The organism is Candidatus Nitrosopumilus sp. (genome assembly GCF_965223225.1).
In the GTDB taxonomy this organism is placed as follows: Archaea; Thermoproteota; Nitrososphaeria; order Nitrososphaerales; family Nitrosopumilaceae; genus Nitrosopumilus.
The window spans coordinates 160,708-186,912 of the sequence record NZ_CBDCVU010000004.1 but is presented as its reverse complement, the minus strand read 5'-3'; the positions used below and the strand labels follow the sequence as shown (position 1 = coordinate 186,912).

The 26,205-nt window shown below is 36.8% G+C and carries 29 protein-coding genes and 2 tRNA genes; 17 read left to right on the top strand and 14 right to left on the bottom strand.

What is annotated here, in order from left to right:
- Positions 1-107 precede the first annotated feature (107 nt).
- On the top strand, positions 108-638 hold the full coding sequence (locus ACOQN3_RS01375) for a hypothetical protein (protein ID WP_420544702.1): 531 nt from the start codon (positions 108-110) through the stop codon (positions 636-638).
- Between the two features lie 83 nt (positions 639-721).
- Here ACOQN3_RS01375 and ACOQN3_RS01370 read toward each other — a convergent pair whose 3' ends face one another.
- Positions 722-1,108 (bottom strand): DUF6659 family protein, encoded by a 387-nt coding sequence (locus ACOQN3_RS01370; protein WP_420544701.1) that lies wholly within the window; start codon positions 1,106-1,108, stop codon positions 722-724.
- An 83-nt stretch (positions 1,109-1,191) separates the two neighbouring features.
- Positions 1,192-3,396 (bottom strand): CDC48 family AAA ATPase, encoded by a 2,205-nt coding sequence (locus ACOQN3_RS01365; RefSeq protein WP_420546577.1) that lies wholly within the window; start codon positions 3,394-3,396, stop codon positions 1,192-1,194.
- A 198-nt stretch (positions 3,397-3,594) separates the two neighbouring features.
- On the opposite strand from ACOQN3_RS01365, the gene ACOQN3_RS01360 reads away from it, so the two are divergent.
- Both ACOQN3_RS01360 and ACOQN3_RS01355 read left to right on the top strand, forming a co-directional pair.
- Positions 3,595-3,756 carry a hypothetical protein gene (locus tag ACOQN3_RS01360; protein ID WP_420544700.1) on the top strand — a complete coding sequence of 54 codons (162 nt, stop codon included), beginning with the start codon at positions 3,595-3,597 and terminating at the stop codon, positions 3,754-3,756.
- Between the two features lie 18 nt (positions 3,757-3,774).
- Positions 3,775-3,996, top strand: coding sequence for a hypothetical protein (locus ACOQN3_RS01355; RefSeq protein WP_420544699.1), 222 nt, complete (start codon positions 3,775-3,777; stop codon positions 3,994-3,996).
- Between the two features lie 93 nt (positions 3,997-4,089).
- On the opposite strand, the gene ACOQN3_RS01350 is transcribed toward ACOQN3_RS01355, so the two are convergent.
- The gene (locus ACOQN3_RS01350) at positions 4,090-5,049 is read right to left on the bottom strand and encodes a transcription initiation factor IIB (RefSeq protein WP_420544698.1); all 960 of its coding nucleotides are present in this window, start codon (positions 5,047-5,049) and stop codon (positions 4,090-4,092) included.
- A gap of 969 nt (positions 5,050-6,018) precedes the next feature.
- Between ACOQN3_RS01350 and ACOQN3_RS01345 the strand changes: the two genes are divergently transcribed.
- From ACOQN3_RS01345 to ACOQN3_RS01320, 6 genes are all read left to right on the top strand, one after another.
- Entirely contained in the window at positions 6,019-6,147 is a 129-nt protein-coding gene (locus ACOQN3_RS01345; protein WP_420544697.1) for a hypothetical protein, read from the top strand.
- Between the two features lie 488 nt (positions 6,148-6,635).
- A complete protein-coding gene (locus ACOQN3_RS01340; protein ID WP_420544696.1) occupies positions 6,636-7,565 on the top strand; it encodes a transcription initiation factor IIB in 930 nt (309 codons plus the stop codon).
- 74 nt (positions 7,566-7,639) lie between these two features.
- On the top strand, positions 7,640-7,807 hold the full coding sequence (locus tag ACOQN3_RS01335) for a hypothetical protein (RefSeq protein ID WP_420544695.1): 168 nt from the start codon (positions 7,640-7,642) through the stop codon (positions 7,805-7,807).
- Positions 7,804-8,061 carry a hypothetical protein gene (locus ACOQN3_RS01330; protein ID WP_420544694.1) on the top strand — a complete coding sequence of 86 codons (258 nt, stop codon included), beginning with the start codon at positions 7,804-7,806 and terminating at the stop codon, positions 8,059-8,061. The genes ACOQN3_RS01335 and ACOQN3_RS01330 overlap by 4 nt, the downstream gene beginning before the upstream one ends.
- Positions 8,042-8,329: a hypothetical protein gene (locus ACOQN3_RS01325; protein ID WP_420544693.1), complete on the top strand. Its 288-nt coding sequence runs from the start codon at positions 8,042-8,044 to the stop codon at positions 8,327-8,329. Before ACOQN3_RS01330 ends, ACOQN3_RS01325 begins: the two co-directional genes overlap by 20 nt.
- Positions 8,326-8,763, top strand: a complete 438-nt coding sequence (locus ACOQN3_RS01320) for a hypothetical protein (RefSeq protein WP_420544692.1) — start codon at positions 8,326-8,328, stop codon at positions 8,761-8,763. Before ACOQN3_RS01325 ends, ACOQN3_RS01320 begins: the two co-directional genes overlap by 4 nt.
- 80 nt (positions 8,764-8,843) lie before the next feature.
- On the opposite strand, the gene ACOQN3_RS01315 is transcribed toward ACOQN3_RS01320, so the two are convergent.
- Positions 8,844-9,047: a hypothetical protein gene (locus ACOQN3_RS01315; protein WP_420544691.1), complete on the bottom strand. Its 204-nt coding sequence runs from the start codon at positions 9,045-9,047 to the stop codon at positions 8,844-8,846.
- A gap of 296 nt (positions 9,048-9,343) precedes the next feature.
- On the opposite strand from ACOQN3_RS01315, the gene ACOQN3_RS01310 reads away from it, so the two are divergent.
- Positions 9,344-9,520, top strand: a complete 177-nt coding sequence (locus ACOQN3_RS01310; protein ID WP_420544690.1) for a hypothetical protein — start codon at positions 9,344-9,346, stop codon at positions 9,518-9,520.
- A gap of 538 nt (positions 9,521-10,058) precedes the next feature.
- Here the strand turns inward: ACOQN3_RS01310 and thsB are convergent.
- Complete coding sequence (gene thsB, locus ACOQN3_RS01305; RefSeq protein ID WP_420544689.1) at positions 10,059-11,708, bottom strand: thermosome subunit beta; 1,650 nt, start codon at positions 11,706-11,708, stop codon at positions 10,059-10,061.
- A 508-nt stretch (positions 11,709-12,216) separates the two neighbouring features.
- On the opposite strand from thsB, the gene ACOQN3_RS01300 reads away from it, so the two are divergent.
- Positions 12,217-12,615 (top strand): mechanosensitive ion channel domain-containing protein, encoded by a 399-nt coding sequence (locus tag ACOQN3_RS01300; RefSeq protein ID WP_420544688.1) that lies wholly within the window; start codon positions 12,217-12,219, stop codon positions 12,613-12,615.
- A 554-nt stretch (positions 12,616-13,169) separates the two neighbouring features.
- On the opposite strand, the gene ACOQN3_RS01295 is transcribed toward ACOQN3_RS01300, so the two are convergent.
- From ACOQN3_RS01295 to ACOQN3_RS01285, 3 genes are all read right to left on the bottom strand, one after another.
- On the bottom strand, positions 13,170-13,730 hold the full coding sequence (locus tag ACOQN3_RS01295) for a TATA-box-binding protein (RefSeq protein ID WP_420544687.1): 561 nt from the start codon (positions 13,728-13,730) through the stop codon (positions 13,170-13,172).
- A 596-nt stretch (positions 13,731-14,326) separates the two neighbouring features.
- Positions 14,327-15,070: a plastocyanin gene (locus ACOQN3_RS01290; RefSeq protein WP_420544686.1), complete on the bottom strand. Its 744-nt coding sequence runs from the start codon at positions 15,068-15,070 to the stop codon at positions 14,327-14,329.
- A 92-nt stretch (positions 15,071-15,162) separates the two neighbouring features.
- The gene (locus tag ACOQN3_RS01285; RefSeq protein ID WP_420544685.1) at positions 15,163-15,828 is read right to left on the bottom strand and encodes an adenylate/guanylate cyclase domain-containing protein; all 666 of its coding nucleotides are present in this window, start codon (positions 15,826-15,828) and stop codon (positions 15,163-15,165) included.
- Between the two features lie 138 nt (positions 15,829-15,966).
- On the opposite strand from ACOQN3_RS01285, the gene ACOQN3_RS01280 reads away from it, so the two are divergent.
- Positions 15,967-16,350 carry a DUF6659 family protein gene (locus tag ACOQN3_RS01280; protein ID WP_420544684.1) on the top strand — a complete coding sequence of 128 codons (384 nt, stop codon included), beginning with the start codon at positions 15,967-15,969 and terminating at the stop codon, positions 16,348-16,350.
- A gap of 65 nt (positions 16,351-16,415) precedes the next feature.
- On the opposite strand, the gene ACOQN3_RS01275 is transcribed toward ACOQN3_RS01280, so the two are convergent.
- On the bottom strand, positions 16,416-16,562 hold the full coding sequence (locus ACOQN3_RS01275; RefSeq protein ID WP_420544683.1) for a hypothetical protein: 147 nt from the start codon (positions 16,560-16,562) through the stop codon (positions 16,416-16,418).
- A 350-nt stretch (positions 16,563-16,912) separates the two neighbouring features.
- Between ACOQN3_RS01275 and ACOQN3_RS01270 the strand changes: the two genes are divergently transcribed.
- Both ACOQN3_RS01270 and ACOQN3_RS01265 read left to right on the top strand, forming a co-directional pair.
- Positions 16,913-17,863 (top strand): radical SAM protein, encoded by a 951-nt coding sequence (locus ACOQN3_RS01270; protein WP_420544682.1) that lies wholly within the window; start codon positions 16,913-16,915, stop codon positions 17,861-17,863.
- 635 nt (positions 17,864-18,498) lie between these two features.
- Positions 18,499-19,281 (top strand): hypothetical protein, encoded by a 783-nt coding sequence (locus tag ACOQN3_RS01265; protein ID WP_420544681.1) that lies wholly within the window; start codon positions 18,499-18,501, stop codon positions 19,279-19,281.
- Positions 19,282-19,411: 130 nt separating this feature from the next.
- Here ACOQN3_RS01265 and ACOQN3_RS01260 read toward each other — a convergent pair whose 3' ends face one another.
- Complete coding sequence (locus ACOQN3_RS01260; RefSeq protein ID WP_420544680.1) at positions 19,412-20,863, bottom strand: hypothetical protein; 1,452 nt, start codon at positions 20,861-20,863, stop codon at positions 19,412-19,414.
- A gap of 159 nt (positions 20,864-21,022) precedes the next feature.
- On the opposite strand from ACOQN3_RS01260, the gene ACOQN3_RS01255 reads away from it, so the two are divergent.
- Positions 21,023-21,397, top strand: a complete 375-nt coding sequence (locus tag ACOQN3_RS01255; RefSeq protein ID WP_420544679.1) for a hypothetical protein — start codon at positions 21,023-21,025, stop codon at positions 21,395-21,397.
- Here ACOQN3_RS01255 and ACOQN3_RS01250 read toward each other — a convergent pair.
- The 3 genes from ACOQN3_RS01250 to ACOQN3_RS01240 all read right to left on the bottom strand — a co-directional run bounded on the left by ACOQN3_RS01250 (position 21,394) and on the right by ACOQN3_RS01240 (position 23,658).
- Complete coding sequence (locus tag ACOQN3_RS01250) at positions 21,394-22,848, bottom strand: hypothetical protein (RefSeq protein ID WP_420544678.1); 1,455 nt, start codon at positions 22,846-22,848, stop codon at positions 21,394-21,396. The genes ACOQN3_RS01255 and ACOQN3_RS01250 overlap by 4 nt on opposite strands.
- 62 nt (positions 22,849-22,910) lie before the next feature.
- Positions 22,911-22,984 (bottom strand) — tRNA-Ile (locus tag ACOQN3_RS01245).
- 41 nt (positions 22,985-23,025) lie between these two features.
- Positions 23,026-23,658 carry a TenA family transcriptional regulator gene (locus ACOQN3_RS01240; RefSeq protein WP_420544677.1) on the bottom strand — a complete coding sequence of 211 codons (633 nt, stop codon included), beginning with the start codon at positions 23,656-23,658 and terminating at the stop codon, positions 23,026-23,028.
- Positions 23,659-23,738: 80 nt separating this feature from the next.
- On the opposite strand from ACOQN3_RS01240, the gene ACOQN3_RS01235 reads away from it, so the two are divergent.
- Together ACOQN3_RS01235 and ACOQN3_RS01230 are read left to right on the top strand one after the other, a co-directional pair.
- A tRNA-Glu gene (locus ACOQN3_RS01235) sits at positions 23,739-23,832 on the top strand.
- Positions 23,833-23,846: 14 nt separating this feature from the next.
- Entirely contained in the window at positions 23,847-24,725 is an 879-nt protein-coding gene (locus ACOQN3_RS01230; RefSeq protein ID WP_420544676.1) for a polyprenyl synthetase family protein, read from the top strand.
- Here ACOQN3_RS01230 and ACOQN3_RS01225 read toward each other — a convergent pair.
- Entirely contained in the window at positions 24,715-26,199 is a 1,485-nt protein-coding gene (locus ACOQN3_RS01225; RefSeq protein WP_420544675.1) for an NADH-quinone oxidoreductase subunit N, read from the bottom strand. The two genes, ACOQN3_RS01230 and ACOQN3_RS01225, sit on opposite strands and share 11 nt — an antisense overlap.
- Between the last annotated feature and the right edge of the window lie 6 nt (positions 26,200-26,205).

Sequence of the window (26,205 nt, the reverse complement as noted above, 5' to 3'; positions counted from 1 at the left end):
GGCCGGCTGGCTCTGAATTGAACTGAATTCCAAAAAATCACTCTGTTACTAGTAGTACATTCTGCCCTATAAACTAGCTATAATAGGCAACAAGTGCAATCAACATCATGTTTCTTAATCTGGCAGATGTGACCTTACAAGTGCCGCAAAGTGTTGATCTGTCTGTTATTGCCATAATGGTAAGCTCAGCTACGGCGATAATTCTTGCGTTTATGGTGTTGATTACATGGAAGAACATACGGGAGAATACAAACGCAACATATTCTCAACTATTACGGGGATTCCAGGAAGATCTGACTACTCGTCTTAACAAAAACTCTGTTCTCAAAACCACTGAAGATTGTGAGAGGTATGCAAATGACTACCTGAATACTGTAGATGAGATTGCGTTTTTGGCCATAAATGGAAAGATCCCTCAAGGGATTGCCAGGTATCTTGGAAGGTTCTTTGCATATGGTTTGAACATTATTGACTGGTACAACGGAATGGTGGGAGAGGATTTTCTAAAGACTGCCAAGAAAAACTGGCCAAACTATTTTCTGTACTGTGAGAAATACGAAATACACCTAAATCCTGAAGACAAGCTTCCAAAAATTATGCTTGATTACAATCAGCTACAAGACAATGAATCCCACTGATTGAAAACCAACACACTCCAGATGGTTATTGTCATTTCAGCAGATATGATTGATTTTAAAGAACACGAGTATTAAAAAAGAAGTTATTTGTCATGTTGCATACTATTCAAGAATTCGATTATTTCATCAATTATGGGTTCAATCTTTGTGTTCGATTCTGTAGATATTAGTACTATGTAATTGTTCATCGGAATCGTGACTATCTTTATTTTCTTTCTTTTTGACACCATGTAGTCTAGTGGTCCCAATACATCATCAAGATCTTTTTTCATGAATAGTTCTAGCGCATGCTCCATGCAGATCTTATACTGTTCTATTTCTGCAATTGGAACAATTCCTTTTTTGTAATCTCCTGCAACAAGATTTCCCATATTGTTTATGACTCCTACAAACCTGATTTTTGGAAAACCCAGAATATGCTTGCTTATAGATTCCCAATTTGGTATGCTTTCAAATGTTAATTTTGACATCACAATTAAGAGTATTCATCAGTATTAAGAGTATGTCTCATTGTCAATGAAATGAAAAATAGCCTTCAACATTTCACTAATTGTTATCGATAGTATGGAACCTGAATTTTTTCCATTATCTTCATGTCTTTTTGCATTCTAATCTTCTTTATTGCATTCTCAAAATGTTTGGACGTTACTTTAATGGAGTCTATTCTCTTTTCCATTTCTTTTTGTTCTGTATACTTTACAAGAAACTCATGTATTACAATAGATACTGCAGTGTTTGCAATAGACGCGACATCTGCGCCACTTAGGTCTTCAGTCACATCTGCAATTTTTTCAAGATCTACCCAATCAGGATTACTTCCAGATTCAGTTTTTTGAATCTTGTCGATTGGAATCTCCTTTGTAGTAATCTCTAGTATCTTTTTTCTGCCTTCTTTGTCTGGGAATGGAACCTGGATGATCTTGTCAAACCTGCCCGGTCTTAACAGTGCGGGATCAAGTATGTCTGCTCTGTTTGTTGCAGCTAGCACCACAACACCATAAAGACTTTCCATGCCATCCATTTCAGTCAAGATCTGACTGACAATTCTTTCAGTACCTGTTGTTTCTCCGCCAAATCCTCTAATGGGAGCAATTGAATCAATTTCATCAAAAAACACTACACATGGTGAGGCTTGTCTCGCCCTTCGAAATACCTCTCTAATGCCGCGTTCAGACTCTCCAATCCATTTTGAAATCAACTCAGGGCCTCTTACTGAGATAAAGTTAGATTCACTTTCTGTCGCTATCGCCTTTGCCAGCATGGTCTTTCCAGTGCCACTTGGCCCATGAAGCAAAATGCCTCGAGGTATCCTGTGGCCCATGTTGGCATAAAGAGTGGGATATTTCATCGGCCATTCTACTGCCTCTTGAAGTTCGCGTTTTACGTTTTGCAGCCCCCCTACATCTTCCCAAGACACATCTGGACTTTCTATAAAGACCTCTCTCATTCCAGATGGCATAACTTCTTGTAAGGCGTTTTGATAATCATCATTATTTACAACAAGTTTTTTCAAAACTTTAGCTGAAATTTTTTCTTCTGCCAAATCAATTTCAGGTAACAACCTTCTCAAACATTTCATCGCCGATTCTTTGCACAAATATTCCAAATCAGCTCCTACATATCCATGGCTTTTTGCGGCAATTTTTTTCAAATTTACATCTTCTGTCAATGGCATGTTTCTTGTGTGTATCAAGAGTATGTCATGTCTTCCTTTTTTGTCTGGTATTCTGATCTCTATCTCTCGGTCAAATCTCCCAGGCCTTCTCAATGCGGGATCAATTGCGTTTGGTCTGTTTGTGGCAGCAATAACAATTACTTTCCCTCTTACTTCCAAACCATCCATTATTGAAAGCAGTTGAGAGACAACCCTTCTTTCAACTTCACCGGAAACCTCATCTCTTTTTGGTGCTATTGAATCAATCTCATCAATGAATATTATGCTGGGAGCGTTTTCTCTTGCTTCTTTGAAAATTTCCCTTACCCGTGCCTCACTATCCCCATAAAATTTACTCATAATTTCAGGACCAGAAATACTGATGAAATGCGCATTGCTTTCATTTGCAACTGCTTTTGCCAAAAGTGTCTTGCCCGTTCCAGGTACGCCATAAAGCAGTACTCCTTTTGGGGCCTCTACACCTAGCTTTTCAAAAATTTCTGAGTGCTTTAATGGAAGCTCAATCATCTCTTTTACTTTTTTTACCTCCTCAGTCAAGCCTCCAATATCCTCGTAGGATATCATTGGAACTCCTCCCAAAGAGTCCCTTTTTTTGCCAACATGGAATAGAGTCTTGGCAGTAACAATCACAGCGCCAGCATTGGCAGGGATTATTCCCAGTATATGAAACGTAATCTTCCCGCCAAAATACGGCACCATTACAGTATCGTCTTTTGTAACCGGAATGTTCTCTAAAGAATCTGCAAGATACCTCTCTTCAATTGGCGGAATAGAGTCAAGTGGTGTAACAATAATTTTTTCTGCAGGAACTGCCTTTATCTTCTTGACCTGAATTGTGTCAGATATTGCAATTCCCAAATTATTTCTTGTAAGGCCGTCTATCCTAGCTATTCCCTTTTTTTCATCAGATGGATATAGCGGTAAACATTTTGCAACAGACCTTTTTTTACCTTTTATCTCGATGACATCGCCGGTTGTTGCACCAAGTAAATTCATCGAATCATAATCAAGACGAATTGCATTTCGTCCCAAATCTCGAGAATACGCTTCAATTGCCTTGAGCGAAATAGAATTTTGAGCTATACGTTATACTCTTTTACTAACCCTTATACCTTGTTAATTTGGAAAATCATCCTTAAGTACAATAATAACATGCATTATCTATACTTGAGAAATTGCCATCCATATTCAATGGTTTGAAAAAATCAAAACATAATCAAGAAGAGATAATACCAGACAACATTCTAGTGTATGAAAAAAACAGCTCAGGATACTGATTAAATGACGCTTGTAAAAGGTGTTTGGTACGACAATGAGTTGAATTACAAGTACGGTGATCATAAATTTGAATTGTTGCCAAACAGTAACGGAGTTTCAATTGTAGTGTTCGACCTGTCTGGAATCAAGGATGCATCTTTCTTTGATGAACATGGCGTTATGTAAGAAGATTAAACCCACTTGATGTTTCAAAATGAGACTGGAGCTAATCAGTTTTTTATAATTTTAAAAAATCAAATTACAGTAACTACGTGTACAGATTTACATCATAATTTGATGGGGTTTATTACTGTGAAAAACCCATCTGATGTTATGATAAAAACAAAACAAATTCTAAAAATATTTCCTGATAGCTTTGACAGGGAAACAATTTTGCTAGGAATCAAAGAAACTAGATACAACTGACCTAACACTGCTTTTTGAGAATAGAAGAAGGGCGATTCGTCTTATTGATGTGAATAGAGGTTTGAGACAATTACAATTTCTGTAAAAACAAGTCTAGGTTATAGCAATGTTTGATTTTTTATTTCTTGAACTACAGTCTATCTTTTGATCTAACTTCAGACTCTTGTATCGATTTCTAATGGTTATTGTTGTAACATTTGCAGCTTCTGCGATATTACATTGAGTCTTATCCTCAAAATTTTTTATACATGACAGGTACAGAGCCGCTGCTGCAAGACTCATGGGATCTTTACCTGCTGATTCTTTGTGCTCTTGAGCCACCTTGAGTACCTTTACGGCGTAACGCTTTGTCTTTTCCGTAATCCCAATCTTGCTTGCAATCCGTGCCACACATTGGATTGGATCCACAACAGGCATCTTTAGGTCTAATTCTTGATGCAATATCCTGTAACATTTTGCAATATTCTTTTTCCTGAGGTTGCCTGCGTCTGCAACGTCTTTTAGTGTTCTTGGGGTTTCAGCATCCCTACATGCGGCATAGAGTGAGGCTGCAAGCAACGGCGAAATTGAGCGTCCCTTAACCAGGTCTTTCTCTATTGCTTTTCTGTAGATGTATGCTGCCTTTTCAATAACCGAATTAGAAAGTGAGAGCTTGTCTTTTAACCTGGACAATTCACCTAATGCCTGCCTGAGATTCCTCTCTGCAGATGCATTGGCTTTGCTTCTGCTGTCCCATGTTCTTAGTCTTTCAACCGTATTTTTCATGGCCGACGTAAGCGGTTTTCCAGAGGAGTCACGGTTTATCGGATTGATTACTGTAGACAGTCCTCTGTCATGCATTGCAAGTGATGTAGGGGCTCCTGTTCTGGTAGGATCCGAATTACTCCCGTCTTTTGGAAATGCTCTCCATTCTGGTCCTGAATCTTGTATTGTATCAGAAAAAACATATCCGCATTTTCCACAGTATCTCTCCCCTGTTATGCTGTCTGTTACCATTCCATTTTTTCCACAACGTCCACATACAGTATCTACATTAATAATTTCTTGAACCAAAAATATGACCTATAACAATTAATCTTTCTTCCTATAAGAACCGGCGTATCTTGAGCTTTATTTGTAGAAATATTCAAAAAAATAAAATGACACATTTGTTTTGAATGAGATGAAAATCACGTTTTGCACATGATGTAAATACTTTGATTGGTTAGTTTGACAGTTCTAATTATTTTCCAATCTCTTTAGCGCAATGAGATGAACATGTGGAATTACCATACAGGCTTTCATATTCTCTATCACAATGAATACATTTTCTAAAACTCATGTATTGTATAGGTGCTTATAATATAAAAGATAGCACATCTTGTATGCATACAAATATTTTCATATTTATCATAATAAACAAGAATATCGTAATTATGATTTTAACATGAACATGATTCTTTACTCGTTCATGATATTTATTACAAAATAAATTTAGAAGATTCTGATTTTAAAATTATTTTAATTAAAAAAATAAAATTAAATAAAATAGATTGGGACAAATATCTTAAACAATTCCAAAAATATTCAATATGTAAAATTGGAATTAATCCGAAAAAGTATACGCCCTATTATAATATCAAACTAAATTGAAAGAATCCCAATCAATTAGCATAAAAGAGAAAGAATTGGTACTGGTCTATTTTTCTTTTTTACCTGATTCTTCTTTTTTTGGCTCTTCTTTTTTGTTGTCACTGTCTGCTGTCACTGTAGGGTTATTTTCTTTATTTTCCATATCTATATAGGCTGCTTTTACTATATATACCCAAACATTGATAATTTATAGAAATACAGAAAATTATATAGGATTTCAGGCATAAAATCCAGAAATTACGCCGGTATATATCAAAGAAAGACACATCAAAATCATGTTTGAGAAGATAATAGAAAAAATGAGGTTTGGTTCTTGCAAGACCAAAGTTACAGAAGATGGAGACAAATCTAAAGAATCTAAAAAGAAACCAGAGGAGAAAACAAGATAAAATGAAATACCAATGTGAGCACTGCGATTTTCATTGGATAGGAACTTCGTATACTTTTGATGAGGTACGCGACCATGAAAAAACTCACTTGGAAAAAACAGGTAAATCATATTTGAGGCATGCAAAATAATGTCAATTCGTTGCAAGGTCTGCAACTCTAAAAAGGTTGTAAATTCTGATCAAAAAAATTCCGATATAACTTGGGAATGCCCTACTTGCGGTAATCTTATCGATGATAATGGGAATATTGTAACTTCAATAAAGTAGAACTTTTTAATCTATTGTTTGTGATGCAGTACTTGCAAAAAACATCATAAAATTCTTCATTAATCATACAATGTAAAAAAACAATGGATACGTGTTATTATTCTATGAAATGAGAGCAATGGTTAGTGTGCCCTAACTTTACGCGCCTTTAATACAAACAACAACACAATTTAATTGATGAAAATTAACTCTTGCAGAAAATGTGGAAATTGCATGAAAGTGTATCAAAACTGCCATGTTTGCAAAAACCCGATAGAGTTTATTTGCCACAAATGCAATATCAATACAGAAAAGGAAATTCACTCTGATTGCATGATCAAAGAAACAGCTGTTGTGGCCTAGTGAAAATTTGTGACTATTTTACAAAAAATTGAAGAGATAAATCTAGTTTGCAATAACTGCAGCATTCCTAGGTTTGTAACTGACGGAGTAACAGGTGAAGTCGTTTGTTCTAGCTGCGGATGCGTCGTCTCAGAAAATGCGGTAGACAGAAGAGCAGAACGCAGAAACTTTTCGGATAAACCAGACAGCACAAGAACGGGTCCAGGGATATCCCTGAAAATGCATGACAAAGGTCTCAGTACGGTAATAGGTATGTTGAACCAAGATTCAGTGGGAAAGCCGCTTTCTGCAAAAACTGCACAAACGTTTGGCAGGCTGCGAAAATGGGACAGCAGATCCCAGGCAAAAAATTCAGCAAACAGGAGCCTGAGAAATGCACTTGAGGAACTAGACAAGGTACAGTCAAAGTTGGGACTATCCAGTATTGTGATTGAGAGGGCGGCTCTTTTTTACAGAAAAGCAGCGGAGAAGAATCTTCTTCGGGGCAGAACTGTAAAGGGGATGGCTGCAGCATGCCTGTATGCATCATGCAGGGATTTGGGCCACATCAGAACCCTGACCGAGATTGCAAAGCAGGTTCATATTCGAAGAAAAGACATTGCAAGTTCATACCGGTCGCTGTTTAAAGAACTTGGATTTGTAGTCACAATATCTGATCCAGTAAAATCCATCAGTAAGATTGCAAGCAAAATCGGAATCACAGAAAGGACAATACGTAAAGCAGTCCATATTTTAGATGCAGCCCAAGATGCAGGAATTGTAGCTGGTAAAAATCCAGAAGTTGTCGCTGCTGCTGCAATATATGCGGCATGCATCGTAACAGGGGAAACAAAATCCCAAACAGAAATATCTATAGCTGCAGACATCAGTACTGTTTCTCTAAGAAACCGAATTCTGGACTTTAAAACAGAGATGGGACTGTTCTCTGCGGTAAACTAGGTTTTTGGTTTTAGAACATAACATAACTTTGATGTGTCATGAACGATTCAAAAAAAAATTTATTGCAAACAAACATGAACAATCCCAAAATATCTCCCAAAGGAACTAACATTACTGGATATTACAGAGAATGTGAGGAGGGCAACTGTCACAGACTAATACCATGTCCTCATGTCCGATGTCAGGAACACAGAACAGACATGGCAATAAAGGACTGGAATGTACCCCATATTGAACCATGACAGAAATTTCTAAAATCAAACTAACTGAAGATGATTTTGTTTTGGTTGGAATGAACTACAATTATTTCATGATTCCAAGACTTGCATATACCAAAGAGAATCTTGAAAAACTAAAACGGCAGATACTTGACAATCAGAAGATGACAGCAGAATTAAGAACGATATGGGATGATGATGATAATGGAGTGCATGATGAATCTCTAGGGAAAGTCTCACAGGTGTTGGAAAAATATTTTGGCAAAAGAGAAGAATAGTGATAATGCTAGTACCACAAGGGATGTGGAATTTAGAATATCTATATCAAGCGAAGATATCGATAAAATCGAGACAAAAGTCAAGAATGATGACGGTGATGCTGAAACACAAAATAACTCTCTTGCCGATGGAGTGGTTTTGACTAATACGTGTGAAAACTGCAGCGTCAAGTTTGCCCCAAAAAATAGCATTACTTGTGAAGTGTGGTGTGAATCCTGTATCGGAAAAAAACAAAATGTGATTTGGATGGGCGTATTGCCAAAATGACTTTTGAGGTTACTGGGAAGAAATCTCAACTGACAGAAGAGAGGGTAAATCGCACTACTGAATACATGCACAAAGACATACCTGATGGCACTGAAGTCTGCATACTAAAGCACCCTTTGTCCGTTGAGGAATGGGATCAGATTTTGCAAAACCAGAAAATAATGGCAAGTTTGCTTGAGTTGCAGGATAACTCACAGCAAAGTCTTGATCACATGCAGAATGTTAATTTCATAATAGAACATGGTAAAAACAAGATAAAGCAAATACGCAGAAGAATTTCTGAAAACGAGGTAAAGCTAGAATCAATGGAATCTCATTCAGACTATGACTACAAGGACTTGCTCAAAGAATTAAACGAGGAAGAAAAAGAACACGAAAAGGACCTGAAACTTTTTGTGGATTTACTTTGCAAGTACAATATAACAATAAGATGATGTAAAAACTAGACATTGTCTTATGCTCAAGACTTTACAAAACCATATTTGTTATTTCTACCAATGATTGCCCCTTCGCATCATTCTGGAGTCTTTTTTTGTAACCATGCTTGTTCGTTTATTTTATGACATTTGCAGTCAGAAGCCTTTGTCTTGCAATTTTTTTGATGCAGTTGTTTTTTGCATTTGTTGCAGTTTGGATCTCTCCAGCTTGCCTGATTGCCGCAGTTTGCACAATACAAACTTAGTTTCTCCAAGAGATACGGCATATCTCTTTTTGCCATTCTTGTTTTTCTTTTAGTTGTGCAGATGAATTTTTTAACATACATTATCATGTTGTGCTGTCTTATAAGGATCAGGTATATGGTACGGAGTAATTACAGCGTAGCTGAGTAGTTAATTCAGTCCTTCCTTGCAGATATGCGAACTCACACCACTACGCTACTAATGTTATCTCAACATGTCTTATAGTATTTTCACATTGCGGGGGTTAATTAGGAAGAAAACACCATCAACATCATGAACAATTCTATTTCTTATAGGCAAAAAGCATGCTCAGACTGTAAAAGAATGAGATGTCATGATGGGTGTAATTGTGACTGTCATTGGGACCGTAACAGGTGAAGAATTGTCATACAACAAAGTGAATCGAGATACTTGCCCTCATAATGCAAAAGTCAAGATGGCAGGGTACAAGAACATGTATGAATGCACACGATGCCACAAATTCATTCCATATGATCCTGATACGGTATAATCATCTCTTATTTCTTTACCTGATTTTCTGATGACGTCGATCGTTATTTTATCCATATTTTTTCGACAATTTCGGGAAAATCTCCGAACTGATACCGAATTGATACCAATAATCGATCAAACTATCGGAAACTCTCGGAACCTTTTGCCGAATTGATAAATTATTGCTCCGAATTGTTACCGAATTGATAATCTGCTTAGTCCGAATTGATAATTCATTTTTCCGGATTGATATCGAAAAGATAGTTTCTGAAACCTAACTGATACCGAATTGATAAAAATTATCTCCGGATTGATAATTATCTTTCCGGTGCTGTTTTCTATCATTCCTGCAAATTAGATTCACATTTAATATAATCATGCACAGAATCTTGAATTATTCAATTCATGCAGTCGATTATGTAGGTAAATTAAGTGCTAGCCTTGCTTTTGTTGTTGTCTATGCGTTCCAAGTGTACAGAAGATACAAAGATCATAATATACGTTTGATATTGTTTGTGCAACCACATTCACATGGACATCTTTTTTGCAACTATAAATCAGCCCATGTCCATTCCGGGTATTCCTACACTACCTCCTGGTGGCGCCATTGCAGAACCTCGTGAGGATGCAACAACGTTGTCAATCCGTAGTATCATGTTTGCAGTCTCAGTGGCGGACTTTATTATCTGCTCTTTGACCTTGACTGGTTCCATTATTCGTAGTTTTTCAAAATCTGCAATAGTTCCGTTAATGACATCCACGCCGGTGAATCTTTCTCCAGCACTTTGCTTTGATCGCAGTTGTGTGATGGTATCAATTGGATTCATTCCTGCATTTCTTGCAAGTGCAAGTGGAATGGATTCAAGAGCATCTGCAAACCTTTCTACTGCAAGCTGCTCTCTCCCTGAAAGCGTCTTTGACCATTCCCTGAGTTTTAGTGCAATAAATGACTCAGGGGCGCCTCCGCCATAAACTATCTTTGGCTTTTCAATTACGTCCTTTACGACCATCAGTGCATCATGCATCGATCTGTCTGCCTCGTCAATTACTCTCTGAGTGCCACCTCTTAGAAGTATGCTGATTGCCTTCGGATTCTTGCATCCTTCAATGAACACCCAGTTGTCCTCCTCTACTCTTCTTTCCTCCACATTTTCAGCCAGGCCTAATTCAGCATCATTTAGATCATCTACTCTTCCAACTATTCTGCCTCCAGTGGCCTTGGCAAGTTTTGTCATGTCGCTTTCCTTGATTCTTCTGACTGCAAGCATTCCCTCCTTGCTCAGATAATGCTGAATAATGTCATCAATTCCCTTTTGGCACAAAACAACATTTGCACCAGTTGATTTTATCTTGCTTACAATATCTTTTAGAATCTGGCTTTCCTCTTCCATGAATGACTTTATCTGGTTGGGGCTTGAGATGTTCAGTTTTGCCTCAAACTCTGTCTTTTTGATTTCAAGTGCGTCATTGAGCAAAGCAATTCTTGCATTTTCAATTTTTCTTGGCATGCCACTATGAACGATTTCCTTGTCCAGTATTATGCCACTTACCAGTTCACTATCTGAGATGGAACCCCCTGCCTTTTTTTCTATCTTTATGTTGTCAAGATTTACCTTGAATTTTCCATTCTTTTCTTCAATGACTTTCAGTACGGCATCAACTACCAATTTTGCAAGATCGGTTGCTTCAATGGATACAAGCTTTGTCTGCATCGATGTGTTTGCAATCTTTTCAAGCGTTTCCTTGTCTTTTGACTCAACGCTTATTGTGATTTCAAAGAGGAATTCTATCGCTTTTTTTGAGGCCTTTTTGTAACCGTCGGCAATTATTACAGGATGAATCTCGTCATCAATCAGAGATTCTGCCTTTTCAAGCAAAGCACCTGCAAGGACTACCGCTGATGTTGTACCGTCTCCTACCTCGCTGTCTGTGGCCTTTGCCACCTCTACCATCATCTTTGCAGCTGGATGCTGCACGTCAATTTCCTTTAGGATAGTTGCCCCGTCATTTGTGATGGTGATGTCCCCTAGAGAATCAACTAGCATCTTGTCCATCCCTCTTGGACCAAGGCTTGTCTGAATAATTTCTGCAATCAGCTTTGCTGCCCTGATGTTGTTTCTTTGTGCATCACGACCACGTGATTGTTTTGTTCCCTCCTTGAGCAAAATTACAGGTACCCCTTCCGAAGTAGTTCCAACTTGAGACATTAGATTCTTCAGTTTAGTTTTGATGTATTTATTGTGAGGTCATGATTTTCATTTTTGAGTTAATATAGTTTTGACTTATGAGCCATACATGATTATTTCCGGAAAATATGAGGCTGATTTTTACCGAAAGGCAGTACATACAATCAAGGTAGACAATGAAGTCATGTAAGTAGTGCTACAAGAAGGCGTGTTTCCAACGTCATCAAAATCTTTGGTTCTTGGAAAGATTGAGGGCAAGCATGGGAAAATAAAATCAATTTGGAATTAGAAGAGCACGTGTTTGCAGAGGAGGAAAAAGAGATCACAATTGATCAGCATGGAAAGGAAAGGGAGATATCATACAAGGTACACTCCAACACTCGAAAAAATTATCCAAAAAAAATCCTGGAAAAAAATAACAAAAAGAATTTTGAATTTACCAAAAAATTTGCAATACAAAAACTAAAGGATCGATACTGCAAAATCAATTGTCATCTCATCTGTCGTTTTTGCAATTGTAAAATACATAATGTCAAGTAAACTGGCAAATCTCAAAGGCATTCGAAAGCTCCTTGGACTAGCCTCTGTCATAATTGTCGGAATAGAATTGGCATTTCTAGGTAGGCTGTTTGATCTGTATACAATTGCTGCAAGTGTGATTGCTTCAGTGGGAGTGGCTTTTGCACTTGTCTCTTTTGCATTGCAAAATCACCTCAAAAACATGGTGTCTGGCATTGGACTTTACTTGAACAAGAGAATTGACATTGGAGATATTGTGAAGATGGATGGCAAAAAGGGAAAAATAATTGAATTTCATTTGATGAAAACTGTGGCAATAATGGATGATGGAAGATTCATGAACATTCTGAATCTAAAATTTAATGAGATAATCACTCTGATTTCTCATGACAATAGCAGAAAAAAGTGAATTTACAATTATGGTGAAATGTAGTTTTTGTTGATCATTTCTGTATAAGAACCCATTTTTGACATGAGATTTTGTCATGAATGTCAAATGCAAGAACTGTGGAAAGGAGTTTGATCTTTTTACAAGCGAATTCTGTTGTAAGGGATGCTCTGAAAGGCATTATTTTAAAAATTAAAGGATGAAAAGAACATGGCAGGATACCTTGGGGACAAAAAAACGATGACTGTACACCATCTGGGTAATAGACAAAAAGAATGCAACATATACCATGTAGAAAAAATATACAGGCAGTATTTTACCCCTGATTTGTTGGAAAATGCAGTCTCCTTGGGCTTTAAGCCGTGTAAATGGTGCAATTAAGAAAACAGATTACTATGTTGTAGTTCTTGTAGTACTATTTTGATCAGGCATCCATTGCATCTCTGATTCTTTTTTTGATCATCAAAATATGTTGAAATTTACAGTCATTACAACAAAATCTTTCTGTGGTTCCGTTAAACACATCTCCACAATGCATACAGATTAGTTCCATTTTTTGTCAATTGTTCCCAGCACTAATCATAAGCCATCAGGTTTTTCTGTTCAAGCTCGCTATGAATTAGATTGACAGAACGAAGTATCTCGTCTTCTTTCCTTGCACCGACACAAACTAGTTTTCCGGATGCAAAAATCAGAATGACCGTCTTTGGGTCAAGCATCCTGTGAATCAATCCTGGAAACTGCTCTGGTTCATACATGCTTCTTGGAAGGGTTCTTGCAGCTTGCTCCAAACTTACCTTGCCCCCAAGGTTAATGGACGATACAATGTTTTGTACTGTAACTGTAGGATTGTTTTTTATTTTGATTTTACCTTTTCTTAGCTTTTGAACTACTGTGTTTACTGCTTTTACTGCCATCTCTTCTGACTTGGAGCCAGTACATACCATCTTTCCTGAACCAAAGAGCAGAGTGGCAGTCTTTGGATTATTTAGCCTGAAGACGGCTCCTGGAAACTGCTCTGGATGATATTCTACGTCTGGGAATTTTTTTGTAATGTCATCGAGGTCAAGTCGCTGCTCAATTGTAGCAGAGGCAACTACGTTGACTATTTCAATTATTGGTTTGGTTTGTGCCATGTTGATCTCTCAGAAGTTACCTGTGTCTTATAGTAGAAAAGTTAACAGTTTTTACGTAAATATGTGAAATCCAAGAATGCTATTTTTTGAATTGATTCCAAATGATTTTCAATTTGAGATGTACAGAATTCTGGAAAATTACTGTTAACCATTTTTTACCTCAGTTGCAGATGATATTTCCACGACACATTCAGAGGAACAAGTAGGCATGTCAAACAAGTTTTCATACTCCCTGTTGCAATGAACACATCTTCTAAAACTCATCTCTATATTATTATACATTGTTCAACTATTAAAAGCACATCCACTGTTCATTTTATTCGCTTTTTTTTGAATTTTATTTTTCTAGATTAACAATTGTGATTTTTTTGGTTACTGATTCTTGCATAACAAAGTGTTATTTACTTTGAGAGATGTCCAATCGTACTGATGATTATATCAACGGGTTCTCTCTGATTTTCCTCAAAACATGATGAACATTACCTGCCGAATTATGAAGTAGAATTATTTTTATCATGATGATGAAATTTTCAAACATTTATCTAAAAGTAAACTTAGACTTACTCCAACGTTAAAAACAAGCAATCACAAAAAAATTAGTCTTCCTCTGCAATAACTTTCTCGATTATCTCAATTTCTATGTTCTTTGGATGTTTTGCATAGATTTGTGTCTCGTAATTTCTGCAAGAGTTAGAGAATATGTCCTTGTCCGAGCCAATCAAAATTGTTTCAATGTCTGACTTTACCAAGACCTTGGCCTTGTCCAACTGTACATCGCCTGCGCATACATCAAACTTTATCATGACTCTCTCATTGCCAGTATCCACTATTGAGCTGATTTCAACATGAGGCTCTATCGGCAAAGTAGGAACAGACTGGATGTTTTGTTCGTGGATTTCAATGAACTTGCTGTAGACTCTTTCTAGCCTGTCCTCTCCTTGGTACTGCCATACCTTGTCCTCGTATAGATCAACGCAATCATTGACGTAGCTTATGTACGAATGTTCTTGGTTGAACTGGAATTCCCCCTGAGAGACATATGACTGATACAAGATATCGCAAGTAGTAATTCGAGGATCATTGAAGGACTCTTCTGGTGTCAATATTATGGGCTGCTCAATTAATGCTGTTGTTTCTTTTGGCTTTTCAATTATTATTATGTCATTCTCAACTAGGAACTTTATTGAGTCGAGGTACTCTTGTTCAGACGTGGTGCCATCCCCATACCATTTTGCTGTATTTTTAACCCAATCCGGAACGAGTTGCTCAGAATACGAGATGGTAAAAACACCTGCAGCTAGAACAAAAATGCAGAGAAAGGCAACCAAAAAGATATTCAATATGTTTCTATACCGATGGTTTTAATTCAACTTTTTGTTCATTGTACACACAAGAATCACCTTGATCAAACCAACACAACGGCATTTTTTACTTATATAATGTTGGAATATTTTCGTACAGAGTAAACAGGGTATTCAAACCTTGTATTTACGGCATAACTGCCAATTTTCTCATATGCAAAATCAGCATTTTTTTTCACAATTCTGTATATGCCTCTTCCGATTATCATGCTGTTTTGTTTTGCCAGGTGATTTATTTTTACACACCTGTTCACGGCGGTCCCAAACAAATCTATGTTGGGGGAAAAGTTTGTTTTCATTATGCTGACCTCCCCATAATCTGCACTTATTCGGTAATTTATTGGTGGCACTTCTATCTCCTTAAAATATTGATTAATCTCGCCATGAATCCCTGTCATTTTTAAACCACAATTCAAGCAATTGATGAATTCGGAATTTGTTTGCGTTTCGGCAAAATTTGGAAAATAAAACAAAAGACAGTCACCTATGTTTTTTATCACAAACCCCCTGTTTTGATCAATAATCTTTGCCATAATATTCAAAAAACTCCCGTAATACTTTTCAAGTTCTTTTGTTGTTAGCACTGAAGAAATCTCTGAAGAGTTTACGATGTCTATTACCCCTATACAATAATGCTCAGATTTTTTTAAGAAATTAACCATGTATTGAGGCGTCTTAGGATCAAATGACGTCATGGATTTGAGATAATCAATACCTGAAATAACAGATTCTTTCACTCAAAACGCTCCACATACTTTGTTTGCCTCACACTATTAACTGATGCTAATTATGAATCATGTATTTTTAGACGTTAACTGATGTTTTGTCAAGATACATACCCATAGTCTTAATACAAACAACAACCATACAATGTGATGTCAAAATTATTAATTGAAAACACTTCAGATTGGCGGTCTGCAAGCAAGTACATTTTGGGTTTGCCAGAAATCAGGTTTGTTGGAGTCATAAACGATATGGGGAATCTGGTCTTAGGTGAATACAAAAAAGGAATTGTTCCAATTGCAGAGGTTGATCAGTACAAGATGTGTATGGAGCATGCGCTGGAACTATTCATGAAAAAAGATCTTGATGGCACATTGGGACCGCTAGATTACATTGTATCAAAGAGAAAGAATGTAGCAATAATCACGATTCCGGTGAGCGATTATCTTGTGTTGATATCTGCAGAGCCTAATGCAAAGATTGAACCCATTATTGAAGAGATACTCCAAAAGTTAAAGATGCTCAATAGACCATAAAAACAATCAAACCATTTTGAAATGTCTGAACGCTTTTCTATCATTCCAAGTTTTTCAAATAATGATTATCTGTCTAAACTTCCAATACCGCTATCGGCAGATACTTGTTCATAGTTATTGGTGTGACAGTTAGGGCATACTCCTCTGGCAAATTTTTCATAGTATACAGTTCCACAGTCAGAGCATACTCTCAAATCTTTTACATCTATCATACCGTTTAACCAAGTTATGTAAACTTAAGCGTATAGATGCAGTTTAGCAAATTAGCACCAGTACAAATAGAAGCAGTAATACAATCAACTATGCTGTTTTGTGAAAAATGCAAAAATCGAAGACTGCCAAAATGAATGAAATTGGAGAACGCCACTCTAGGGCTTTGTGAAACTTGTGGCAATTTTGCTGATGTAAAAAACTATGTTATTCTTGAAGTTGAAAAGTGGTAGAGTTTAGATTATAGTAAACTGCTTTTTATTAGTTTTAAAATTAAGCCTTTCATCAACAATCCATTTTTAAATATTATTTTTGAATAATGGTTAAATTTTTGAAATGTCAAAATAGCATAATGGAGATAATGGGTCGTGGCTTCAAACAGATACTTCAAGAGTCTCCATTATATTTTCATCTTGGGCTAAAGTTTGCCGGTTACAAGCTGTTTAACAAGCGAAGTCCATTTTATGGGTCTGCTGATATCATCAACGTATGCAATTTACACTGTGAGCACTGTTACTGGTGGCTGAACAGAAAGGAAGAAAAAGATCTGACTCTGGAGCAATGGAAAAGCATCATCGATGAGAAATTTAAGAAAAATCATGTCTTTATGGTGACTCTTGTAGGAGGTGAACCTCTAATGAGAAAGGATGTTGTAGAGTTGTTTGTAAAGGAATTCCCAAAAAGAGCATGCGTTGTTACAAATGGAACATATCCAATTCCACATCTCAAAAACATCTACTTTTATTGGATATCGATTGATGGAGACAAAAAAATTCACAATCAAATTCGTGGCGACAACGCATGGGAGAGCACTCGAAAAAATGTTATTGACTATGTTAAATCAAATGGCAAAAATGCATGGAAAGACATCTGGATAACCATGACAATCAACTCTAAAAACTACAAAACCATAGAAAATGTAATTGATGACTGGAAGGATTATTCCAACAAGATTGGATTTCAATTTCACACTCCATTTATGAAAAACGATCCATTATGGATGCCATTTGGAAAAGAACGAGACAAAGTAGTAGATAGATTGCTGGAACTAAAATCAAATCAATACAAAGATTATATCGTAAATCCAAAACACCAACTGGAAATAATGAAGAAGAGCTGGGGCGGAAAAGGAACCACTCCAATTGACTGCCCTACATGGGCCATAATCTCAGTGGATCATAAGGGTAGGGAGAAACTTCCATGTTGTATTGGTAGTGCAGAAAAGGATTCTTTGAAACCAATATGTGAGCAATGTGGACTCGGATGCTATTCTGTACTGATGGGATATGGAATAAAACAATAAAGCAAAATATGGTTAGCACATAGTTTCTTTTTGAATTTTTACCTGTTCTATCAGGTAATGTTCTTGCACTCACATTTTTTCTGTTTATCAAACCTTGGGAACTTTAGTTTGTGACATACTTCGCAGTATAATTGATCTGTCATACATCTTTACGTCTGTTATAGTATTTCCCCTTTGACCATAGTTTGAAGATATGCATCTGTAATAGTTTTTGGATTCTCGTATTTTTTGATTTATCATGATCTTTTGATTTCAACAGATAACGTCTAGAATTCTGTCTGAGATGATAGCATTCTATTTTTTACAAATTATCGATAAATTCAACTACACTGATTTTTTTTGAATGATATTTCCTCCACTTTCATATCCACGTGGGTACTAAAATCAACACCTAAACTATATTCCCTTACATGTTGTGCTCCTACTTGAATTTGAACCAGTCAACTATTGATTATACTTTCCAAACCAACAATCAATCCTAAATAAAATCTACCATCAAATTATCAGTACATTTCAAACCAAATTCTAATGTTATTCTTATCACGGCAAAAATAAAATATATTCAAAAAAACTTTAGAAACAAAACCAAAGAACTACTTTATCACATAGTCAGTATTGTAGAAGAATACGAGGAGATGGGTTACAACCTTACTGTAAGGCAGGTATATTATCAATTGGTGTCAAGAGACATTGTACCTAACAATCTTGGATCATACCAGCTTACAAGTCGTGTTCTCAAAGATGCCAGAATGTCAGGTTTGGTAGACTGGGACACAATAGAAGACAGAGTACGGCAGACAATTATGCCAAACGAGTTTGATGATGTAACAGAGTTTATCAATGCTGCAATAAACTCATACAGGCTGCCAAGATGGAAAGACCAGGATCATTATGTGGAGGTAATTGTAGAAAAAGAGGCACTTGCTGGAATACTGCGTCCATTGACTAATAGATACCATGTTCTTTTGCTTCCAAACAAGGGATACTCTTCAGCTAGTGCAATTCATGAGGCAGCTCAGAGATTCATATATCAGACATCATCAGAGGAAAAACAATGCCACATATTGTATCTTGGTGATCATGACCCAAGTGGGATGGACATGGTACGAGACATACAAGACAGGTTAGATGAGCTTTTGTGTACTGTATCAGTTGAAAAGATTGCCCTTACAATGGAGCAGATAAAACAATACAATCCACCACCAAATCTTGTCAAAAAGTCAGATTCCAGGTCAAAAAAGTATGTCTCTGAATATGGAAACAAATCATGGGAACTAGATGCCCTAAAACCTGAAGTATTAAATGAACTGGTAGAGTCTAACATCAAAAAGTATCTTGATATGAAAAAATACGACGATGTAGTATCTCAAGAAGAACGTGAGAAACTGAGACTAGTTGAACTTTCTAGTGTTGTTTGAGGATAAAACAGATAGTTAAGTTAGTTTCCAAAATCTATTTACCAACCGATATGCGGTTCACTGGTTCAGTTCATCATAACGGTTCATCAAAAATACCATATTTCATGTATTATAATAAAAAGTGTGGGAACTATGCCGATGAACCGTGTTGGTGAACCGACATAATTGTTATTTTGTTCCAATATTCGGGGTCTATAGAGTCCAGAATCCTTTGAATCTTGTCTTGAGTGTCCTCATAGCACCAAACCTCGACTTTTGAGAACCATTGCAGATTCTTTGCCATGTTTGATTTGACCTGCTCTGGATGTGCTCGTATCTCTTGTGGTGACTCTATCTCTATTGCTATTCCATTTGCCACATCAAAGCTCTCGTTGTCAAGTGTTGGTATGGATATTGCATCTGGTTGCTCTATTGTGATGTCTTGCTTTAGGATCTCAAAATAACGTCCATGGTCCAGATGATGTTTTTTTGCCTCCTGAATCAGGAAAAACGATTCCATTCCTCCCTCGCGTTGATTCTCCAATGTTGGATTGAATAATTTTTCTAGCTTGTCTGAAATACTATGCTCGATTCTAGATGATGTTTTTGATGGACTAATTGATACTAATCCCATGTTTGCAAGATTTTGTAGTCGCACCTTGGCATCAGCCTTATTGACTCCTGAGATTCCCGCAATGTCAGATAGACTCGGACGATATGATTTGTTGTCTGTATCCTGTCGGTTTTTAATCAAATTGTGCATTACTATGCATATTTTATGGTGTTTTGGCTTGTATTCAGCAAGACGGATAGATGTCATTTCTAGAATCTTTTGACTCTTTTGGATATCAGTTGGACCTGTTGGTATTTGCCGTTGTTGTTCCTCCTCTTTTATTTCTGCCTTAATTTCAGTCTCTTGTGGTGTTTGCATGTACTCAGAAACTGGAGATGATGACGTTGTCGTTTTCGCATTTTCATTGTCATTATCTGTTCTCTCAAGCAGTTTTTCTATTCTGTCTACAAGCTCATTGTTGTTTATACGACACATGTCAAGTGTCTCATTGCAGTATCGGGATATTTGTGGAACGTGCACATCTTCAATCTCCTGCTTTACTGTTCTTTGCAGAAAATTGCTTACTGTTTCATCCATTTTGAGATTAGATGCAAATTCTGTTACCATGTCTTGAATAGAATTTGCATCTTGTTTGTGATCTTCTCTCATTGATGCTGCTGTCTCTTTGATGATAGCTACAGTCTGCTCCAGATGTTCTCTCATTGAATAAAGATCATCTGAAAATAGCTCTTCTCCTCTTTTTATTCCCCACGAGAATGTTTTCCATGATACTGCTCCGCATATGCCTGCTAGTGCAACTGTTAGTACTGTATCTAGAGGCTTCACATCAACAATTACCTGTGGTACCAGAGGAGATATCACAATACCATTTACAACTGCGATTCCCAGTATTGTGAGAAATCGTACTGCATTCTCCTCAATTCTGACTCTCTGCATCCTTCCTGACTGCAGGGATCCTCCTATGGCAAAAGGCAATCCAACCATACTGACAAGAGATACTATCAAAAGTATCATGTCCAATGGAGGCATCTTTACTGGCGTACCTCCTTCTGGTCACTCTTCTTCTTCAGAGTTGTATTTTCTTCTATTGCTTTTGTGTGATCTCTTTTCACGCAATAGAATAAATGATTTGCATATAAGCAGAAAATTTTCCAGTTTCCCCTTTTATACAAACCACAATACCATATCATGAAAGAAAATTATTCAAATCAAAAGAAATCACATGCATTATTACTTGCAGAGCTAGACAGACTGCAAAAAATTACAGGCAACAACCAACTGTTTGACCTCATATGGTCCCCTCAAAGTGATTCAGATATAGAGGGAAAAGTTGATGAAAACACAATTACAATTTATTCTGAAAACATTGCAGACGCAATGGACACATTGCAACACGAGTTTATTGACTATGTCGTTAGTCAGTCAATCAAACCGTATGTCAAGCTGGTAAACTTGTTGATGTCAATAATCACAAAAGATGCATATGAAACAAAAGAAGATGCAGTGGAATCTTTGTTGAGGTTAATGAATAATAATAATAATAATTGTTCTACATGCAATTAGTTATTTTCTTTCTGTCTTCGCATAATAACACGATTCTGTGCCAATTCCTTTATCGGTTCCCACCCTTGACATATGTAGTGTAATAGCTGCTCATCATTTTTTATTATCTTTCCATCATATTGTTTTTGTTGATATTGTATGTCTTTAGCAGATGTTGCAGACGACGTTAATGACATCATCTTTATTATTTCTTGTCTTAGTACATTTGTCTCTTGCTCAATGTCAGAAATTTTTTTGTCATATGCATTAGTCAAACTATTATTGTCTTCTCTTTTGTGTTTTTCAATTTTGATCTTTACAGGATCAATTCCATAAAGCTTTGCCTGTTCTCTCCACATATCAAGTAACATCTCTTTTTTGTTTTGAGATGAGCTGTTGTTCTTTTCACTGTTTAGGGTACACAGAAACTGTTGGCTTTTAGAGTATGCCCTTCTCATGTCTGAGATCATCTCATCAGTTAGTCTTCCCTTGTTTGTAGTGTATCTTGCCTCAATGTCTCCCTTGTGACCCATAAAGAACTGTCTGTATGCATGAGTCATCTTTCCATGGCTTTCAGCTAATAGCAATTGTGTGTCAAAGTATGCACGCAAAACATACGGTCTTGCTTTGGTTATGCTCCAGATTGCTTTTCTAATGTCTGCTGTGATTCGTGGTGTTGTGATTAGTCCTGTAGATGATTTGAGAGTTTTGCATTTGCCTCCTCTTCTTGATTGATATCCTTTCTCCAAATATATTACAGGTGAATTTTTGGCAAGGCTTTCTCCAGTTGAGATTCTTTTTCTCATGTAACCTAGAACATACTCACACCCTTCAGCAGGTAAGAATGTAAAGTACTTGTTTTTGGTCTTGCTTAGTGATGCCCTAACAGTTATCGCTGCAGGTATTTGTGCAAAACTGACTGTTTTACCATCATCTGTAATCACCAGATCATTCAGGTCAGCTAGCTTAAGACCGTCTGTTGCATCATAATTTCCCATAACTTGCGGTCTGATACCTGAAAATGCCATCAGACTGATACTGGCTCGAGTTCTGGGATTTGACACGTTGAGAATTGACTGCAGTTGCTCTTTTGTTGGTACTTGTTCGTCTTGTATATTTACTGGGATTCCTGCATTTGCAATTCTTATCTTTCTTTTTGGTTCTATGTAATTAAAGACAAGCCATGATTTTATTGATTTGAGTATTCCTTCAATGTAATTTGGTGCATAATTTTGTGATTCAAGCCATGACACATGGTCAAGTAACATATCTTCAAGCTTGATGACATCTCTTTTTCCAATTTTTACAAGAGAAGATGGCGTGGTGTCTGTCCGGTAACAAAACAGACTCAATCTTCGTAGTCTAATGTCTGCATTTAGCTTGCTTCCTCTACTTGTGTTATTATACCAACGTTGTACGTTTTTGTCATGCAGAAGATCTTTTGTTACAGGTTTCTTCTTCTTTTCAGACATAATTTTTCTCCATAACATCATATTTCATTTGCTTAAAAGCAGGTCTCGAATACTGGAGAATATGGGCCCGAAGGGCTTCGATCCCTTGGCTCACCGGTTATGAGCCGGTTACTCTACCAAGCTGAGTTACGGGCCCTAGCTAATGAAATTTTTTTTAGGGTATAAAATGTTATGAGGCTAGCAATACTCTTCGTAACAACTATCAAGCAACAAATGTTGTGCAGAGATTGATTTCTCAGCAATTTCAACAAGATCTTTAGAAGGAGTACTTGATTGTTCCAAGATATTTCTCCAAGATGCAGCGTGCCTAATATCAGCTTCAGTATGAAGTTTAAAGTATTCAGTTGCCGCATGGTTTGTCATGCCATAAAACTCAGCTAATCCATCAAGTTTTGTCTGACTAATTTTAGGAATTTCCTTTTCAAATGCATACATGGCACAAGACCCACTTTCATATGTATTCATTAAATCATTCAGGTCGGATACCGCATTACGGGTTTTTGTTAATCCTGAGTATTTAGTCAGAGTTTCTTCTGAAACACCAAGTTCGCCTGCAAATTTGATCCAAGGCAAGATATGATCAGATTCTTCTTGCTGATTTGCAATTAATTCATCAACTACAGATTCAGGTGCTTGTTCAATAATTGGACTCATAAAAGAGGGAACAGATTTAACCAATTGAAAATATTCCTTTGAATAGCCAGCCAAACTTTCTTGTGACAATTTGCCATCAGACCACATCTGATAGAATGGATGTTTTAACAAGCTTCTTTCTTCAATAATTTTGTCAATTTTACTAATAATACTCATATCTCATCTCCTAAATCGCCAATAAAAAAATCTTTGCGGTTTACAAAAGATTTTATGGTCAAAATTTTAAATTTTCTTGGGTTCCAGTGGTGTAGACCGGTCAAGCATACTGCCCTTTCAAGGCAGTGATCCCGGGTTCAAAATCAATCGATGAAAATCCCGGCTGGAGCACCAAGATTTAATTACTAATGAGAAAAATTTTTGATCAGGCCATCTTGGACAGAAAGAATATCGAGATCAATCCGCTACTTGAGACATATGGAAAATACATAGAGAAAATAGACAAAGCATTAGACAAAGAATTATCTCTTTACACAGAGTCTGAGTTCATTGAGCCTTTGAAATATTCTTTAGATGGAGGAAAAAGGATTAGACCAATCATTTTGGCTCTTGCTGCAGAGAGCGTAGGTAAAATTGATGAAAATACGCTAGCGGCAGCATGTGCAGTTGAATTTTTACATATGGAGTCGATAATTCATGATGATATCATAGATAATGAAACGATGAGAAGGCAAAAAGATCCTTTTCACATAAAATATGGATACAATACTAGCATATTGACAGGAGATTTTGTTTTAGGTTTGATTCTGGCAATATCATCCAGATTAGACAATGCTAGAATTACCAAGGACTTGGCAACAACTGCGATGTTAATGAGTGAAGGGGAAATGATTGAAAGCAGACTAGAGACAAGTGAAGATGTTACATTTGATGATTACCTCAAAGTAATAGAATACAAAACTGCAACTGCATTTGAAGTTGCATCTAGAACAGGTGCTATTATTGCAAATGGAAATGAAGAACAGATAGAAGCGTTGATGGAATATGGAAAAAATATCGGAATAGCTTATCAGATTAGAGACGATTTGTTAGATTGGAAAAACGAAGACAAGCTCTTCAATCTATTAATCAAGAAGAGTTCTGATCCAAGAGATGTTTTTAACAAGATGGAGGAATTGTTAAAAGAATATTCAGAAAAAGCAAGGAAAGGACTTAGAAAAATTCCAGATAGTGATGCTAAAAATAATCTAGATAATTTAATTAATTTTACTTCCTTTAACGCATAATACCAAAACCAATTACTGGTGAGGCGTATTCTACAAATTGAATAAGTGGTTCTGGATATACACCAAATCCAACCAAGAATACAATTGAGAAGATCATTACAGCAATTACAGATTTTGGTTCTGATACTCTCTTTTCAGTTTCACCTTCAAAGTACATCTTTCTAGTAATCCAACCATAATATGCAAGAGACAAAGCACTGTTAAGAACTCCTGCGATTGCAAGCCATGGGGCCCACCATATTGCAGAACTAGCATCTAAGGCACTTCCAAACAACACCAGCTTACTCCAGAATCCAGATAGTGGTGGAACGCCTGCCAATGCAAATAGAGCAATTACCATACCAAGAGCAGTAATAGGCATTCGTCTACCTAGGCCTTTTAGTTTATCAATATGGGTAACTGCAAGAGTAGTAACAATTCCGGCAATGGCAATAAATGCTGCACCCTTCATTACTGCGTGATTCATAATTTGATACAGTGCTCCTTGTAATCCTAAGGAGCTATGAGGAGCTACTGCCAATCCAATCAGAATATATCCAGCATGTGCAATGCTGGAATAAGCTAGCATTCTAGAAATGTTCTTTTGCATAATTGCTGCTATGTTACCAATAGTCATTGTCATGATTGCAATGACACCAAGCGCTAGAGTCCAGTCAAGATTTAGAACAACCATTCCGAGAACTACAATTCTAATAGTTGCTGCAAATCCAGCTTTCTTTGTTGCAGCTGCTAAAAGTGCAGTAATAGGTGGTGGAGAACCCTCATAGGTATCTGGCAGCCATTGATGGAATGGTACCAATCCCATCTTGAAACCAAATCCAGCAATAAACATTCCAACAGAAAGTAATGCCAGAGGAAGTAATGATGGATCAAGATTAGAGTAACCTTCTATGACTTCTCCAATATTTGTAGAACCTGTTAGACCATATGAGATAGATATTCCGTATACTATGATTGCAGAAGATAGGGCGCCAAATAGGAAGTACTTTAATGCAGCCTCATTTGAGCTAGGGTTCTTTTTCATAAATCCAACCAAGATGTATGTTGGAATACTCATGAGTTCCCATGCTACAAACAACATTACCAAATCAGTAGAGTAAGCTACTAGGACCATACCTATGGTTGAAAGTAAAATTAGAGAATAGTAGACAGCAGGAGAATTATGTTTTCTCATATAATTAAAAGAACCAACAGTAGTGAAGATAGCTACAATTAACATTGCAATTGCAAAGAATCCACCAAATGCATCATCAATAATTACATCTTCGGAAAATAATGCAGAGGATGCAATATTCTCATTGATGAATTGATATCCAACATATCCCATTGATACAATTAATGCGGCAAAAGCGATTATGGCATAGAATGTATTGGAACCTTTTTCCTTTCTTGCAATACTGATAATTGGGAGAACAATTCCAACGGTACCCAAAATTGCGATTAATACAAGTGGAGTGGAAGTAATTTCTAACATTTCATC

What these genes read in the sequence shown, in the direction of transcription:
- ACOQN3_RS01375 (WP_420544702.1), top strand. Translation starts at nt 108, where the DNA reads ATGTTTCTTAATCTGGCAGATGTGACCTTACAAGTGCCGCAAAGTGTT.
- ACOQN3_RS01370 (WP_420544701.1), bottom strand. Translation starts at nt 1,108, where the DNA reads ATGTCAAAATTAACATTTGAAAGCATACCAAATTGGGAATCTATAAGC.
- ACOQN3_RS01360 (WP_420544700.1), top strand. Translation starts at nt 3,595, where the DNA reads ATGACGCTTGTAAAAGGTGTTTGGTACGACAATGAGTTGAATTACAAG.
- ACOQN3_RS01355 (WP_420544699.1), top strand. Translation starts at nt 3,775, where the DNA reads ATGTTTCAAAATGAGACTGGAGCTAATCAGTTTTTTATAATTTTAAAA.
- ACOQN3_RS01345 (WP_420544697.1), top strand. Translation starts at nt 6,019, where the DNA reads ATGAAATACCAATGTGAGCACTGCGATTTTCATTGGATAGGAACTTCG.
- ACOQN3_RS01335 (WP_420544695.1), top strand. Translation starts at nt 7,640, where the DNA reads ATGAACAATCCCAAAATATCTCCCAAAGGAACTAACATTACTGGATAT.
- ACOQN3_RS01330 (WP_420544694.1), top strand. Translation starts at nt 7,804, where the DNA reads ATGACAGAAATTTCTAAAATCAAACTAACTGAAGATGATTTTGTTTTG.
- ACOQN3_RS01320 (WP_420544692.1), top strand. Translation starts at nt 8,326, where the DNA reads ATGACTTTTGAGGTTACTGGGAAGAAATCTCAACTGACAGAAGAGAGG.
- ACOQN3_RS01315 (WP_420544691.1), bottom strand. Translation starts at nt 9,047, where the DNA reads ATGGCAAAAAGAGATATGCCGTATCTCTTGGAGAAACTAAGTTTGTAT.
- ACOQN3_RS01310 (WP_420544690.1), top strand. Translation starts at nt 9,344, where the DNA reads ATGATGGGTGTAATTGTGACTGTCATTGGGACCGTAACAGGTGAAGAA.
- thsB (WP_420544689.1), bottom strand. Translation starts at nt 11,708, where the DNA reads ATGTCTCAAGTTGGAACTACTTCGGAAGGGGTACCTGTAATTTTGCTC.
- ACOQN3_RS01300 (WP_420544688.1), top strand. Translation starts at nt 12,217, where the DNA reads ATGTCAAGTAAACTGGCAAATCTCAAAGGCATTCGAAAGCTCCTTGGA.
- ACOQN3_RS01295 (WP_420544687.1), bottom strand. Translation starts at nt 13,730, where the DNA reads ATGGCACAAACCAAACCAATAATTGAAATAGTCAACGTAGTTGCCTCT.
- ACOQN3_RS01280 (WP_420544684.1), top strand. Translation starts at nt 15,967, where the DNA reads ATGTCAAAATTATTAATTGAAAACACTTCAGATTGGCGGTCTGCAAGC.
- ACOQN3_RS01275 (WP_420544683.1), bottom strand. Translation starts at nt 16,562, where the DNA reads ATGATAGATGTAAAAGATTTGAGAGTATGCTCTGACTGTGGAACTGTA.
- ACOQN3_RS01270 (WP_420544682.1), top strand. Translation starts at nt 16,913, where the DNA reads ATGGAGATAATGGGTCGTGGCTTCAAACAGATACTTCAAGAGTCTCCA.
- ACOQN3_RS01265 (WP_420544681.1), top strand. Translation starts at nt 18,499, where the DNA reads ATGGGTTACAACCTTACTGTAAGGCAGGTATATTATCAATTGGTGTCA.
- ACOQN3_RS01260 (WP_420544680.1), bottom strand. Translation starts at nt 20,863, where the DNA reads ATGCCTCCATTGGACATGATACTTTTGATAGTATCTCTTGTCAGTATG.
- ACOQN3_RS01255 (WP_420544679.1), top strand. Translation starts at nt 21,023, where the DNA reads ATGAAAGAAAATTATTCAAATCAAAAGAAATCACATGCATTATTACTT.
- ACOQN3_RS01250 (WP_420544678.1), bottom strand. Translation starts at nt 22,848, where the DNA reads ATGTCTGAAAAGAAGAAGAAACCTGTAACAAAAGATCTTCTGCATGAC.
- ACOQN3_RS01240 (WP_420544677.1), bottom strand. Translation starts at nt 23,658, where the DNA reads ATGAGTATTATTAGTAAAATTGACAAAATTATTGAAGAAAGAAGCTTG.
- ACOQN3_RS01230 (WP_420544676.1), top strand. Translation starts at nt 23,847, where the DNA reads ATGAGAAAAATTTTTGATCAGGCCATCTTGGACAGAAAGAATATCGAG.
- ACOQN3_RS01225 (WP_420544675.1), bottom strand. Translation starts at nt 26,199, where the DNA reads ATGTTAGAAATTACTTCCACTCCACTTGTATTAATCGCAATTTTGGGT.